Annotated in this window: 11 protein-coding genes and 1 pseudogene; 3 read left to right on the plus strand and 9 right to left on the minus strand. The window is 43.8% G+C overall.

Annotated elements, in window-relative coordinates; translation table 11 throughout:
• A partial coding sequence (locus tag JOD17_RS00005) for a BclA C-terminal domain-containing protein (protein ID WP_420827921.1) occupies window positions 1-686 on the plus strand: 686 nt, incomplete at its 5' end.
• A gap of 142 nt (window positions 687-828) precedes the next feature.
• Here the strand turns inward: JOD17_RS00005 and JOD17_RS00010 are convergent.
• From JOD17_RS00010 to JOD17_RS00020, 4 genes and pseudogenes are all read right to left on the minus strand, one after another.
• On the minus strand, window positions 829-1,473 hold the full coding sequence (locus JOD17_RS00010) for a CPBP family intramembrane glutamic endopeptidase (protein WP_204695077.1): 645 nt from the start codon (window positions 1,471-1,473) through the stop codon (window positions 829-831).
• A gap of 100 nt (window positions 1,474-1,573) precedes the next feature.
• The gene (locus JOD17_RS00015) at window positions 1,574-1,864 is read right to left on the minus strand and encodes a hypothetical protein (RefSeq protein ID WP_239575076.1); all 291 of its coding nucleotides are present in this window, start codon (window positions 1,862-1,864) and stop codon (window positions 1,574-1,576) included.
• A gap of 36 nt (window positions 1,865-1,900) precedes the next feature.
• Window positions 1,901-2,011: pseudogene (locus JOD17_RS21795) on the minus strand (TetR/AcrR family transcriptional regulator); the annotation flags it as partial.
• Window positions 2,012-2,156: 145 nt separating this feature from the next.
• A complete protein-coding gene (locus JOD17_RS00020) occupies window positions 2,157-3,191 on the minus strand; it encodes a S66 family peptidase (protein WP_204695078.1) in 1,035 nt (344 codons plus the stop codon).
• A gap of 208 nt (window positions 3,192-3,399) precedes the next feature.
• On the opposite strand from JOD17_RS00020, the gene JOD17_RS00025 reads away from it, so the two are divergent.
• Window positions 3,400-5,250: a M14 family metallopeptidase gene (locus tag JOD17_RS00025; RefSeq protein WP_204695079.1), complete on the plus strand. Its 1,851-nt coding sequence runs from the start codon at window positions 3,400-3,402 to the stop codon at window positions 5,248-5,250.
• A 38-nt stretch (window positions 5,251-5,288) separates the two neighbouring features.
• Here the strand turns inward: JOD17_RS00025 and JOD17_RS00030 are convergent, their stop codons facing one another.
• The 5 genes from JOD17_RS00030 to JOD17_RS00050 form a co-directional block, all read right to left on the minus strand.
• A complete protein-coding gene (locus tag JOD17_RS00030) occupies window positions 5,289-7,064 on the minus strand; it encodes an acyl-CoA dehydrogenase family protein (protein WP_204695080.1) in 1,776 nt (591 codons plus the stop codon).
• Between the two features lie 15 nt (window positions 7,065-7,079).
• The gene (locus JOD17_RS00035; RefSeq protein WP_204695081.1) at window positions 7,080-9,191 is read right to left on the minus strand and encodes an acetate--CoA ligase family protein; all 2,112 of its coding nucleotides are present in this window, start codon (window positions 9,189-9,191) and stop codon (window positions 7,080-7,082) included.
• 11 nt (window positions 9,192-9,202) lie between these two features.
• The gene (locus JOD17_RS00040; RefSeq protein ID WP_204695082.1) at window positions 9,203-11,113 is read right to left on the minus strand and encodes a TRAP transporter permease; all 1,911 of its coding nucleotides are present in this window, start codon (window positions 11,111-11,113) and stop codon (window positions 9,203-9,205) included.
• A 27-nt stretch (window positions 11,114-11,140) separates the two neighbouring features.
• Window positions 11,141-12,298: a TAXI family TRAP transporter solute-binding subunit gene (locus JOD17_RS00045; protein ID WP_204695083.1), complete on the minus strand. Its 1,158-nt coding sequence runs from the start codon at window positions 12,296-12,298 to the stop codon at window positions 11,141-11,143.
• Window positions 12,299-12,484: 186 nt separating this feature from the next.
• A complete protein-coding gene (locus tag JOD17_RS00050; RefSeq protein WP_204695084.1) occupies window positions 12,485-13,348 on the minus strand; it encodes a DMT family transporter in 864 nt (287 codons plus the stop codon).
• A 57-nt stretch (window positions 13,349-13,405) separates the two neighbouring features.
• Between JOD17_RS00050 and pdxR the strand changes: the two genes are divergently transcribed.
• Window positions 13,406-14,863, plus strand: a complete 1,458-nt coding sequence (gene pdxR / locus JOD17_RS00055; RefSeq protein WP_204695085.1) for a MocR-like pyridoxine biosynthesis transcription factor PdxR — start codon at window positions 13,406-13,408, stop codon at window positions 14,861-14,863.
• The last annotated feature ends 40 nt before the right edge of the window (window positions 14,864-14,903 follow it).

Raw genomic sequence — 14,903 nt, forward strand, 5'->3', positions numbered from 1 at the left:
CTGGCGCTATTGGCGCGACGGGCGCTACTGGACCACCTGGCACAGGGGCTACTGGACCCGCTGGGGCTACGGGCGCTACGGGTGAGGCTGGCGCTGTTGGTGCTACAGGTCCGGAGGGACCAGAAGGACCACAAGGGATTGAAGGCCCCGAAGGACCAGAAGGGCCTGCAGGTGGTGAGGGCGCAACTGGAGCTACAGGTGCTACAGGGACAGGAGCAACTGGACCACCTGGACCAACTGGACCTGGCGGCGGTGGTTCAACAGTTGAATCAGCCTTCGGAGCTTCAGTCCTTGGGCAAACCATAACACTTGAAGGTGAACCTGGTGCAATCATCCCTGTTCCTGACTTTCAATTAACGAGCCCGAATATTATTGCAGCTGATGATGGTTTTACCGTTCTTGAACCGGGTCGTTACAGAGTTTCCTATGCTCTTTTATTGCTCACATCAAGAGTTATTTCTACGAGGGTATTGTTAAACGGTGTTCCTATTGAACCATCAGCACTAAATCGCAATTTGAGTGGTTCGTACACTGATTATAATAATGAAGTTCTAATCGATCTTGTTGCAGGAGATAACTTGCAATTAGCCGCCGTTGGTCCAGAAGGTACAACAATCACACTTGAAGCAGGAACAACAGATGCAACCTTACAAGTCATTGGTTTAGATGTACCAGGTATTCTGTAAAACGATTTTTATTCCAAGAGCCATTCATGATGTTTCATGGATGGCTCTTTTTGCTTACATTAACTTATTACGATGCTGCACCTAGCATCGAATACCCTATCAACATTAGTAAATGTTAGTTATTCAGAACATAATCCGGTGATCAAACCGGCGGAATGTACAAATTCAAGAATACCGGAACGGTCAAGATACCGATGTTTACGAGTGCATGAGAGGCGATCGCAAAACGTAAGCTTCCTGTTTTTATGTAGATGAGTGACCATACGACTCCCAAGATTGGAAGATAGAGAAGAACGTGAACGTGTTGATTTGCAATTGAGAATACGCCCCACATGAGTGGATGACTCAGAACGAAGAACACCGTTGTGTAAGCAATACTTGCCCAATTGGGAAACCTCTTCATTGCCGCATCCAACAATAACCCTCTCCAGTAGAGCTCTTCAAAAACTGGATTAATCATCGCGAACAGAAGCCATAAACCGATGATCCACGGATCATTTAACACGTGTAGATTCATGAGTAAGACAGTGAATGGAAACAACCCTACAACCCAGCCTAGACTTACGATTCCTTTCGATGGTCTTGATTTGCCAAGCCAGCTTTTCACTTTTTTGTTTCCTTTAAATCGATAGATGCAATAGCCAAGCAACGACCAATACACGATCGCCAGCGGTACCCATGCCCACTCATTAATAAATGATGAGAACAACGTTGCCACTACAAAGCCAATTGCAATAATGATGATCGGAGATAGTAGAATCCACGTCGTTTTAGCACGGCTTGCCATCTTTACTCTCCACCCTTACTCGTAAACAAGCGAAGAATTAGTGATGCTTCCGGTATTGGGCATTCTGCCCATTGCAATTTATTGATCGCTAACCCTTGGATCATTGCATAATAAGCAACCGCGAGCTGCACCGGGAATCATCTACAATTTCTCCTTGTTCTTGACCGGCCATAATTATCGGTAAGATCGCCTTGACTGGCGAATTCTGTTCATCTCTTAATAAGTTTGTCACGTCGTCTGGTACTGCGTCTGATGTGCTCGCTTGAATCTTAATCACGAACAAATACAATTCATTGCCACGTGCAATGGAACGCAAAATCTCTTCTGTCATTTCCGATAACTTTTCTAGAGGTGTACCTTCCACTTGCGTCGCCTTCGTAATGCTTCCCATCGACCTTTCAATTGCTTTCTTGACAAGTTCAAAAAACAGATGTTCTTTCGAATTAAAATAATGATAAACCAAACCGTGACTGAGCTTTGCTTCCTTTGCTATTTCACTAATTTTCGTCCCAGCTATTCCTCTCCTTGCAAAGATAATGCTCGCCTTGCATCTCGTATCTCACGATTTTGATGTTCGTCCCTTGGCATGTTACACCTCTAGTTTTTGATTGATTAATTAGTCAATATAAAGATACAGAAAATACCCATTAATCATAAGAACTTTTTGAAAATAAAAATATACGCTATTGAACGCCGCTTTCCAAGATTGAGAACGTCTTGTTCTTTGTATCGATTTCAGCCAACGCACCGTAAGGCAAGACAAACTTAGGTTCTGTATGACCAAAGTTTGCATTATACAAGATTGGAGTTGACTGTAATTGCTGTTCTTTCATAACACTACGAATGATTTCTTTGTATTCCTCAAAATACGCTTCATCTTGCGGCTTCCCAAAGATGATTCCGTTAATTCTATGAAGAATATCTTGCGCGGCATAGTTTCTAAGCCAACTTCTAATCAGCCTCGGCTCTGGTTTTTCCTCAGAAGTTTCAAAGAATAAGATTCGATTATTCCAATACTCCTCATCCGGCCACAAGAGGGTTCCTTTCGCAAGTTCTAGCGCCTCTATGCTCCCACCAAAGAGGCGGCCACTGACGACTCCATCTCCTTGTAGCACTTCAATTCCATCGTTTACTTGAGTCGAACGACGTTGATGCTTCGTCTCTTCCTCTTCCCACGGCAAATACTCACTCGTCCACTCTGTGGCAGGCTTTACTTCTCCAATTACTTCGCTCGAAAACAATGTCCTCTTGATCATCTCAATGGTATATGGAAACATTTCTACGTTTTCTGCGAAGTCCGTTAATACAGCAGGACCGTAAAACGAAGAAAGACCTGCTTTATGACAGAATAAGTGACTAATTGTTACATCAGAATAGCCAAGAAGAACCTTTGGATTGTTACGGATTACGTCAAAATCAATATGTGGCAGTAAACGAATGCTATCGTCTCCACCGATGTTTGCAATGATTGCTTTTATGCTCGGATCCTTAAATGCACACATTAGATCGGCTGCACGTGCTTCGGGATGATCATACAAGTCGACTGCACGTTTTAAACTGTTCGGCATCGGAACCACTACTAGACCAAACACCGATTCTAAACGCTCCACACCTTGCTTGTAACGCCAGTGTAGATCAGGTTCTCCTGCTCCCCCATAAGACGGACTAATTGTTGCAACCTTATCTCCACGTTGTAGCTTTTTTGGTTTGGTTAGCATCTCAAACACCCTTCCCACTAGTTTGACTGTGCGGTTTAAGAACATCGTTATGAAAATATGAAATAAATACCTACTTTGACTAGTCTTTACTTCTAGTTTTTCCTCAATAACGCACGAAATCAACATGGAACCCTTACTACGTCAATACGATTATCCAGAAATCCTTTTTCGTGCATCTCTCTGAACAATTTAGAAAGGGTATGATAAAATGTCTAAATTAAAGAACTATTCGATCTTAATTGGAGGTTTACTTCTCATGACAACACCTGTTCAAGCAACTAGTTCAAGTGACGGTCTCCCACCTGCAGATACTCCCCCTGCTGCGGGTCAAAAGCCTGATGCAACCATTCCCTTTTCTTATCAGCCTTACTTTGGACAAAGTATGGAGCAACCTGATCATATTAAATCGCTCTACCCCGACCCAGATGTTGCATTCACTACACCTGGTTTTGCACCTGAGAAAGAAAACTTTACGACAACTGAAGAAATGATGAGCTTTCTTCATGAACTAGATACAGAAAGTGATCGCCTCCAACTAGAGAACATCGGTTATTCACAAGAAAACCGAGAAATTCCTTTACTTATTTTCACAGAAGATGGAGGGGCGATTGATGAAACGAAGAATAAACCTACCGTATGGCTGGAAGCCCAAGTTCACGGTAGTGAGCCCGGTGCCGGTGAAGCTGCCTTAGTTGCCGCTCAAAAACTTGCTCTAGAAGAGATCGGTGACGAATTGTTAGCTAACATCAACGTCATCATTATTCCTCGTGTCAATCCTGATGGTTCGCATTACTTCCAATTTGGAAGTGCGAGGGGTCCTTGGATTAACCGTGATCATATGAAGTTAGACCTTCCTGAAACGAGAGCAATGAACAAAGCGTTGCAACGATTCAAGCCAGAAGTTGTCCTAACCTCACATGAATATGGACACCGAAACTGGGATGCTTTTAAAGAATTTGGCAATGAAGGCGGCGGTCCATACCACGACATCTTACTCGCTAAAGGCTATAACCTTAATGTACCCGAAGAGATTCGTCAAATGGCTGACGACCTTTTCATCCAAAACGCGTTTGACCAATTAGAAGATGCTGGTTATTCAACCGATACGTACGTATCTTTTCCTGAAGACTATGACCCTGACACAGAATCAATCACTGTCTCGGAGGGTAATGGTTCACCTCGTTTTGAAAAAGAGATAGCCGCTTTACTTCCGAGCTTTACGTTTTTATTAGAAGGACGTGGCGATCGCTTTGGCCGTGAAAGCTTCGCAAGACGTGTTCATTCTCATTACTTGGCCATTGAAAGCTTTTTGCAAACGACTGCAGAGCATTCTGACGATATATCTTCCATGATACACGACGCACGTGAGCAATTGGTTGAAAACGGAAAGACTGTTGACCCTTCTGACACTATTGTCATTCGTAGTGAGGCAACGGAACTGGATCGTCCATTGGAAATATTGGACATCGAAACGGGGGATGTTGTAGAAGTACCAACGACTTATTTGAGTGCAACAGAGGCTTTACCGACACTAGAAAGAGTCCTTCCTAGAGCATACCTTTTGCCACCTTCTCACCAGCATATCGCTGATAAATTACGCATACATGGCGTTGAAGTAAAAGCACTTAATGAACAAGTTGAATTAGCTGTTGAGCGGTATGAAGTCGTCGAGCAAACCATCGGAGAACAAGTACAAGAAGGTCACATTACGAATCACGTTGAAACTGAAATAGAAACGGCCACGCGAATCTTTCCGGCTGGTAGCCTCGTCTTCGAAATGGATCAGACCGCAGCAACTGTCATAGCGTTAGCGTTGGAACCTGAATCTGAAGACAGCTACGTTACGTATAATTTCATCCCAGTTAATCAAGGTGATGAAATCCCAGTCTATCGTTATATGGATAACGATCGTCTAGATTCGAGCCCGATTTCAGACGAATCGAGCAATCAACCTGAGGAAGCTTCATCGATTAGTCTCGTTATTCTCATCAGCTCCATTGGTGCTGTACTCGCCGGTATCACCGCCCTGTTCTACAGAAGAGCCCGTAAAAAATCTTAATCCATAAAAAAACGAGGAGTAGTACCCCTCCTCGTTTTTTACATCGTAACGGCTTGCTTTAATACATATCGACCATATCCCTCAACATCTTCTAAAAAAATCGGTTGCCATAACAGCATCCGTTTACTGACCGCTGCCGTACTGCGTGCATCTTGAATGGATCGCGGCTCATGAGAGAGATACCTTCGATAATACTGGAAGAACACATACAATTTTCGGTATGATTTGCTTTCCTTTAATTCAACAGCTGCTTCTTCTAGGAACCGAACGAGTACAGTCGTGTGGTACAACAACTCAAGAAAATGGCGAGCAAATGCATCGACATCTCTGTCTGTTGATTTCACCACATCTTGCATAACCGATTCAACGTGGGTAATCTGTGCATCCACAGCACTTTGCGCCATTGTGAATAGTTCACTACTCTCAGAAAGGGACGTTAATGTTTGACGAAGTCTCGATAAAAGAACCTCACCTGCTTGTTCTTTACGCATCGCCCGGATCACATCTAATGCAACGATATTCGTCGTTCCTTCCCAAATCGATCCTAAATGAGCATCTCGAACGAGGCGTGGATTAACCCATTCTTCAATATAGCCATTCCCACCTCGAACTTCCATCGCCTCGGCGCTCACGTAGCGGGCTCGCTTACAAATGTACCCTTTTAGAATCGGGGTTAGAATTCGCATCATCTCTTTTGCACCTTCGACGTTTTGGTCGTTTTCATCGAATTGATGAGCGGTGTACAAGATCATTGCTTGGGCTGCTTCCACATCTAGTTGCATTTCCACGAGGTTCTCTTGCATCATCGGTAAGTCGATGAGCTTGCCTCCAAACGCTTCTCGCTCTTTAGCGGTTTCGATCGCTTCCAGGAAACTTCTTCTCATGATACCCGTAGACCGAACCGCATTGGACAATCGTGATGCGTTCACCATCGACATCATCTGTTTGAAGCCGTTTTCGATACTCCCGACGACGTAACCGATCGCTCCGTGGAAGTTTATTTCACCACTCGCCATGTCTTTCGTGCCTAATTTATCTTTTAATCTTAGAATTGTGTAGTGATTATGAGTGCCGTCTTCCAAATATTTAGGCACGAGAAACATCGCTAACCCTTTTGAACCTTCTGGAGCACCCTCTGGTCGTGCTAACACGAGCGCAACATCGCCTGAAACGTTTGAACAAAACCACTTGTCTCCATAGATTTCAAAGTGATCTCCTTTCAGCTTCGCACTTACCGTATTCTCGCCTACGTCTGAACCGCCATGCTTTTCGGTCATGAACTGACCTGCAGTGAACAAGTCATCCATCGACGTACTCGTAAGCCTAGGAACGTACTTCTCTTTCATTTCTTTATTTGCATAGTTGGTAAGCACCGTCGCCGCTGCATCGGTCATACTCATCGGACAACACAGGCCAAACTCTCCTTGGGCAAACAGTGTCCAGAGCGCATATTTCTCGATTTTCTTGAATGGTTGATTCCGCCCCATCACGCCTGCTCGATGGGTCATCGCTGACATCCCAAATTGGCTATAGCCGATCCGCTCCAATTCAAGGTACGCGGGGTGGTAGCTCACCTCATTGACACGCTCTCCTCTACGATTGTACGTTTGAAGAACAGGTGGATGTTTGTCAGCGACGGAAGCCAACGGATCAATCTCTTCACTCGCAACACGACCTAATTGTTGTAGAAGAGGTTCTAATTGCTCAAAAGAATCAACATCTACATACTGACGTAACAAAAATGACAAGTTCTGATCTGCTTCATAATAATTAATTCCCAATGTATCAGGTAATTGAGTAGACGGGTTCATCATACACGTACCTCCTTATTATGAATGGACACGATCGACCTCTCTCCAAACGATAATCGCATCTAACGCTTGCAAGCCTTGTTCACGAACGAAGACTGGATTAAGATCCATCTCTTGAATACGATCTTGATTCGCAGCTGCAAATTGTGAGAGCTTAACAATGGCATCGGCTAACGCATCGACATCATACCCTTGGTGACCACGTACACCTTTTAAGATCGCAGCGGACTGTAACTCATCAATCATCTGATAAGCACTACGTTTTGAGACAGGCGCATGTCGCATTGCATAATCTTTGAACACTTCAATGTAAATCCCACCAAGACCACAGACAATAAATGGTCCAAAATCAACGTCATGTTGAATGCCAATGAACATTTCCACTGATTTCTCTTGCATCATCTCTTCTACGAGAATGCCCTCAACAGAAGCGGATGGATGGTGCTTTGCAACATTTTGAACGATACGATCATAGCTTTCACGAAGTTGCGTACTGTTCTCAATTCCGAGTTCTACGCCTCCTACATCCGATTTGTGCAAAATATCATCCGAAATGACTTTCGCGACGACTGGATACGCCAGTTCATTCGATACGTTGGTTAATTGTTCTTGCCCAGTGACTAAAATGCCTTTTGGCACTTCAATGCCGAGATCTTTAACTGTTTGTTTGGCGATGACTTCTGTCCAAATTGCTTCACTCGCGTTGACTTTAAATGACGGTTGAACGTTCAACTCTTCAAGTGTCGTCGTCGTAAACGTTGAGAGCTTCTCAACCGCGTACATCGTTTTGTATGATGTAACGTACACAGGCACATTAGCGCTTTCAAGCGCCTTCCGACCTGCACCTGTTAGCTCCTCAGAACCAGTCACGGTAACAACAATTGGTTTTTCTGTTTGCTGGTCTATCTCTACAATTCGCTCGCACACTTTTTTACCGAGTTCGCCGCCAAATGTTGTCTGTACGACGATAGCATCCACTTCGCTTGCTTTCGCTAGCACATCCAGAGTATCTGCAATAATGTGTTGCTCTTTTAACGCTTGGGCGGTCACATCAATCGGATTAACTGCAGATCCGTAACTTGGAATGATGGATGAGATTTGCTTTAACGTACTTTCCTCTAATCGGACAAGATCCAGCCCTAGTTGCTCGCTGTAATCTGCCATCGTAATGCCTGCTGCTCCAGAGTTTGAAATGGTCGCAACCCGCTTGCCGTGCATTTGTTTTGCTCGAGAAAAGATTTTCATTAAATCTACTAAGTCATCCACATCGTTTGCAATAACAACACCGTATTGCTTTGCAATCGTTTGGAACATTTCATCGGACCCTGTCATGGAAGCGGTATGTGACATCGCAGCTTCTTGACCAATTTCTGAGCGACCAGCTTTCATAATGAGCAGAGGCTTCTGTTTTTCTTTTGCTTTCTTGGCTAGTGTAATGAACGCTTCACCGTTTGGAATACTCTCCAAGTAGCCAGCAACGACGTTAGTATCATTGTCATCGAGTAAATAGTCCATAATGTCGATCGTATTAATGTCCATTTGATTGCCTGTATTAATGATGTAGGAGAACCCGATGCCTTGCTCTTGAGCGATGCCAAACAGTGAGAATCCGAGTGCCCCACTTTGCGATGCGAAACCAACGTTTCCTGAAATGAATCCCGTTTCTGTTTCAAACGAAGTCGCAAACCCGAGTGGCAAGGAATCTTTCACATTTAGTAACCCTAAACAATTCGGTCCAAGTAACGAAAGGTTCGCTTGTTTGGCTTTCTGCTCGACTTTTTCTTGTAACGCTTTGCCTTCCTCACCGACTTCCGCAAACCCCGATCCAAACAAAATCAGTGAACGGATTTGCTTTTTCTCACATTCATCGAGAATCGAGAGGATGCGTGATGCGGACACCGCAAGTAGTGCCACATCCACTTCACCTGGGATATCTAACACTGAATCATAACACGTAAGATCTCCAATCGAATCATACTTCGGGTTAACCGGATAGATCTCACCAGGATAGCGGTGCTCTAGCAAATTCTTCAACGGTTTCCCACTAATCGATGAAAAGTCTTTCGACACGCCAACTATGGCTACTGATTTCGGATGAAGTAAACGTTCAATGGCTTCTGTTCTCGTCATTCAATCGCCTCCTAGGAATTTGATACATCGACTGTTCCAGATTGATCAAATCGTTGTTTCTTGATCATCTTATAAATAATTAACAAAATAACCGTCACCGCAATTGTCGTCAGATTTACAACAGTGCTCGGCATGAGCATGAGCAATCCACCTATTACGAATGCGATCCTAATAAGCAAATTGACCCGACCAACACCAACAAGGTAACCGCTTAGTGAAGCGCTTATTAGTACAACCCCTGCTACGGCAGCAAAAATACTTACAACCGATTCTGTAAACGTTCCTTGCCAAATGAGTGCTGGCTGGTAGACGATGAAAAACGGTATGAAAAAGGTGACAATCCCAAGTTTCGTTGATACGACACTCGTCCTCAACGGATTAGAATTGGCAATGCTCGACGCAGCAAACGATGCGAGTGCAACAGGTGGTGTAATGTACGATGCCGTTGCCCAATATAGTACAAACAAATGAGCAGCAATCACATTCACACCCACTTGTGCAAGCGCTGGCGCTAAGACAATCGCTAAGAAAATATAACTCGCTGAAACAGTCATACCCATACCTAAAATAAAACTCGTCACAGCTCCTGCAATGAGCAGCAACAATAAGTTATCGCCTGCCATTTGTACGAGTTCCCGTGAGAATGAGAACGACACGCCTGTTGCAGAAAACGCACCAACAATGAGACCAATCCCTGCAATTAATGAGACGATTTCACCGAGTACTTTTCCAATGTCAAAGATCATCGTTTTAAACGATTGCCACGTTAATTTTGCTTGCGCAGAGAAGAACGAGAGCACGAGCACTAAAGCACTTGCATAAAACGGAGCTTGCGCTTCTGAACGGATGAAGATCAATACAAGGATTAGTGCCAAAATGCTAAGTAAATACATCCAACCATTCGTCAATGTCGCGACGAGCTTCGGTAATTTCGACTTGTGAATGCCTTTTAAATCCCGCTTTGCCGCATATGCATCCACTTGTAAAAAGACAGCTAGGAAAAACAAAATGGCTGGTATAATCGCCGCGAGAGCAATTTCAAGATACGCAACACCGATAAATGATGCCATAATAAACACTGCAGAACCCATGATCGGCGGGGTAATCGTCCCACCCGTTGAAGAGGTCGCTTCAATAGCAGCTGCGTATTCCGGCTCATAACCTGCTTTTTTCATCGCAGGGATCGTTAACTGACCAGTCGTTACTGTATTCGAGATTGCACTTCCACTAAGCATCCCGAAAAACGCACTACCTGCGACCGACACTTTCGCCTCTCCACCGCGGGAACGGCCGAAAATCGATTGTGCCAACTTGAAGAAAAACTCTCCCCCACCTGTATGCGTTAAGATAACCCCAAAGATCATAAACCCGATAACGAGTGAACCGATTGTACTAAGCGGGATCCCGAGTACACTATTCGTACTCATCAGATGGTTGTTTGCGAGTGTAATGAAATCAAAACTATGACCTTGTAAGAAATAAATCGGAATAACATGTGCCACAAGAGGATACAGTGAAATGGTTAAACAGATAAAAAAGAGTATTTTCCCTCCTGCACGACGCAACACTTCTAAAACGAGAATCCAAAGAATAATCGCTGCAGTTGTTGCTTGAACAGGGGCTACCCAGTCCCAGCCTTCAAGAATAATCCGCTCCGCATTAAACCCTAAATAAAGCGCGCAGATGACGGTTAAAAGAAAAGCTGTAATATCGTAGAATCGAACTTTCGTATCGCTCTTTCGGGCTGGTAGAATCAAAAACGAAATCGACATAAAAATTGCGATGATGTAATAGAGATACTCATTTGCAAGCGGAGCAAAACCTAAGAAACGCAAATAAAACACTTGATTGATTGTTAAAAGAATTCCGATCACCGTTGCGATAATAACAACCCAGACCCATGTCCCTGTTAGTCGCTTCAACCGAAGCACCCCTCTCCTATGCCGTGCTTACTCATCAAGAACTGCTTTCATTTCTAGCCATAGTTGTTCATGCTCTTCGGTTGTTAGGTTCTCGGCTTCTGCTACTTGCTTTGCTTCTTCCCAAATCTCATTTAATTGCTCTTCTCGTTCTAATAGATCTTTGTTCGCTTGTTCATATTCCTCGCTCCAAAGACCTGCTTCTTCGAAATATTGAATTGAGCCTTCATGGAACGGTACTCCTGTGTCAGCTGGATTCATAATGACTTCATCGGGATGATACGTCCACATATTAGAAGTAGCATTTTCATAGTTTTCATATTGCTCAATCAGTGCCTTCGTAAATGTATAAATCGCTTCAGTCGAGGCTTCTTCATAGGTGGCAAAGACGTAACCGTGACCTAAGACTTCATTCATCCCGTCCATACCTGCACCGTTATCTAATTCTCTAGGAAAAAACCAATCGGCGACTTCGGCTGACTGTGCCCAGCGCTCTTCATCGTCACCTGGCATTTGCAACCAACGAATGCCTCCTAAACTATCAGCCTCAAACATCCCACCGGCTAATGGATTAATCGATGCAACGTCAATTTCACCTTGAATGAGTGCTTCACCTTGTCCACCGTATGAGTTAATATCAACGATTTCAACGTCTTCTCTAGATAATCCACCAAAGCCAAGAATCGCTTCTGTCTTAATATTCACTGAATTGTTCCCAGGAATCATCGGTACGCGTAGCCCTTCAACTTCTTCAATCGATTGAATTGGTGAATTCTCACGTACCGCAAAGCCAAACGGTGAAATTGGTGCCCAAATCGTTCTCATCGGTTGTGGTCCCCATCCTAAATCAAAGAACTCTTCCGTTGCTTCAAACGAGAACTTCACTTCATCACCGATCTTTCCGAGTAATGCATCTCGGTTGTATAATGGCATCATCCGTCCCACACCACTTGAAGAAGGCAACATGCGAATTTGCGTGCCGTATTCTTCTGTCATCTCATTAGCAACAGCGGCTGCTTCTGCATATCCGCCAGAGTTAATGTCATACACGCTCCAAACCATCGCTTCAGGAATTTGCTCTCCTTGAGCACCTACACTCAACGTTTCAGGACTTGCCCTCGGATTATCACAACTGGTTAGTAACACAAGACCAACGAGCCCCGTCAAAAAAAGGTACGACTTGGACATCTACAACACCCTTCTCCCCGTAATTAAACTATTTTGAAATCGCTTACATGAATTTTATATACAAAACTTTATTTTGTCAATAAAATCTGATAATTAAATAAAAAAGTGTAGCTGCAATCGCTACACTATCGTGATTTTCTGTATTGTTTGTGCATCATGCTACATTTAGTAACCCGATCATGACATTCAATTCGCATACTTTTTCGCTAAGACGACACAAAGGACGACAGCGACATTGACGATGACAAGAAACAACCCAATCGTTTCTTGTAATAACACAACTGCAATAACCAAGCCAAAAAACGGTTGCAACAATTGAATTTGTCCGACCGAGGCGATGCCTCCAATCGCTAAGCCTTGGTACCAGAAGACAAACCCGATATACATACTAAAAAATGAAACATAAAAAAGACTAACGTACGTTTCTACTTGCATTGTCATCATTGAGCTTGGGAATAGGAAAAGCGTGATGACGAGCATAAAAGGGAAGCTAATTAACAACGACCAAGAGATGACTTGCCAGTTTCCTAATCGCTTAGACAAAATCGCTCCCTCGGCATACCCTAGCCCACAGACGATAATGGCTAGCAACATGTATCCATTGCCGAGCATCGATAGATCACCATTTGAGAGCAGTGCGTACCCGGAAACAATACAACTACCTATAATAGAAAAAAACCAAAACAGTGCATTCGGACGCTCTCCTCCACGAATAACAGCAAAGATCGACGTACATAAAGGCAATAATCCTAAAAACACAATCGATTGCCCTGCGGTGTTGTGTTCAAGAGCAAGCGCTGTAAGAAGTGGAAATCCAATGACGACTCCACCTGCTACAATGACGAGTGAAGCGAGATCCGTACGACGAGGCAGTTTTGAACGAAACAGCAGTAACGCAGCCACTGCTAACAGACTAGCAATAATCGCTCGAATCGCCGTTAAAAACAACGGGTCAAGTTCCATGACTGCAACACGAGTGGCTGGGAGTGAGCCACTAAAGATGATGATCCCTACAAACCCGTAGATCCACCCTTTCGCACTTGAGTTCATGTGACATCCTCCTGTTCAACACGACCGTGATCACTATGCAAACCAAGTGTATACTGGATGAAACAGAACGAAAAAGGTCACTTGATTACTTTTTTTGCGCGTCAGTTTGAAAGGAGCAAGCACGATATGGATGTCACGCCATTTCTAGATCGAGAATCGACGATCCCCTTATACAAACAACTGATTGACTATTTCAAAAACAACATGCATGACGGGGCTTTACGTAAAGGAATGAAGCTCCCTTCAAAACGATCATTATCAAACAAATTACACATCAGTCAAACGACCGTCGAACGATGTTACGAACAACTGCTTGCTGAGGGCTATATTTTTAGTCGACCTCGAAGTGGCATGTATGTCGATTACGGTGCAGTCAGTTGTCTTCACTATAAAGGAAGTCAGGGTGTCCGATCTCCTAAACATCCAGCTTCAACCGTCATTGACTTTCATTATGGACATGTGAATTCAGAAGACTTCCCTCTACATTCCTGGAAGAAAAGCGTTTCCTTGAGTTATGATTTTCATTTGGATCGTTTGTGTAAACCGAGTGATGAATTTGGAGAGCACTCATTACGTTCATTGATTGCCGATTACGTCTATCAAGCAAGGGGCGTGAACACGTCAGCCGATCATGTGTATGTTGGCTCGACAACGTCCTATGTATTGACATTACTTTGCTACGTACTTGACGAGTGTCAGCGCGTTGGCTTTGAAGATCCTGGCTATCCGCGATCTCGAGAAATTTTCACACTACTAAAAAAAGAAGTTGTACCGTTACGAGTCGATCATACTGAAGGATTACTATTGGGCGACATTCATTCTACAAAACCCGACCTTATCTATGTTACGCCTTCTCATCACTATCCACTTGGATCTCGGATGACGCTTCAGAAACGAGTAGAGTTACTACAGTCTGCTGAAGATGTTGGCGCATACATTATTGAAGATGATTATGACAGTGAGTTTCATTACACGACCGAACCCTTACCGTCACTGCACGCACTCGCGAAGCGCGACAATTTGATATATATGGGAACCTTCTCAAGGTCTTTTTTGCCGTCCTTGCGGTTAAGCTATATGATTCTTCCCAAATCACTGCTCCCACGCATGCAGAAGCTAACCTTACTTTATAAACAAACGGTGTCTTCAAGTCAGCAACTCGCTCTCGCTGACTTTATGGAACGACGCGAATGGACGATTCATTTAAATAAAATGCGCACAATGTATACGAAGAAAAAAACAGTCCTTCTGAATGAACTTAAACACTCATTTGGCGACACCATCCACATCCATGGACACCTTGCAGGACCGAGAGTTTTAATTGATGTCTTATTAGATAAAGGAGAAAAGCAACTCATCGAAGAGGCAGATGCAGCAGGGGTCAAAGTATACCCAACGTCACACGCGTACTTAAGCGACACACCACCAGCAACGTTGCAACTTGGATTTTCTGGACTAACGATCGAAGACATTCAAAACGGAATCCAGTTGTTGAAAGAAGCTTGGGTACGTTAAAAATGTTGCTTGTTAGAGAACCATCATCGTAATATAGTGA

Source organism: Geomicrobium sediminis, from assembly GCF_016908595.1.
Lineage (GTDB): Bacteria > Bacillota > Bacilli > Bacillales > Marinococcaceae > Geomicrobium_A > Geomicrobium_A sediminis.

Coding starts and splice junctions, on each gene's coding strand:
- JOD17_RS00030 (WP_204695080.1), bottom strand. CDS start 7,064: ATGATGAACCCGTCTACTCAATTACCTGATACATTGGGAATTAATTAT.
- pdxR (WP_204695085.1), top strand. CDS start 13,406: ATGAAACAGAACGAAAAAGGTCACTTGATTACTTTTTTTGCGCGTCAG.
- JOD17_RS00035 (WP_204695081.1), bottom strand. CDS start 9,191: ATGACGAGAACAGAAGCCATTGAACGTTTACTTCATCCGAAATCAGTA.
- JOD17_RS00025 (WP_204695079.1), top strand. CDS start 3,400: ATGTCTAAATTAAAGAACTATTCGATCTTAATTGGAGGTTTACTTCTC.
- JOD17_RS00020 (WP_204695078.1), bottom strand. CDS start 3,191: ATGCTAACCAAACCAAAAAAGCTACAACGTGGAGATAAGGTTGCAACA.
- JOD17_RS00010 (WP_204695077.1), bottom strand. CDS start 1,473: ATGGCAAGCCGTGCTAAAACGACGTGGATTCTACTATCTCCGATCATC.
- JOD17_RS00015 (WP_239575076.1), bottom strand. CDS start 1,864: ATGGGAAGCATTACGAAGGCGACGCAAGTGGAAGGTACACCTCTAGAA.
- JOD17_RS00045 (WP_204695083.1), bottom strand. CDS start 12,298: ATGTCCAAGTCGTACCTTTTTTTGACGGGGCTCGTTGGTCTTGTGTTA.
- JOD17_RS00050 (WP_204695084.1), bottom strand. CDS start 13,348: ATGAACTCAAGTGCGAAAGGGTGGATCTACGGGTTTGTAGGGATCATC.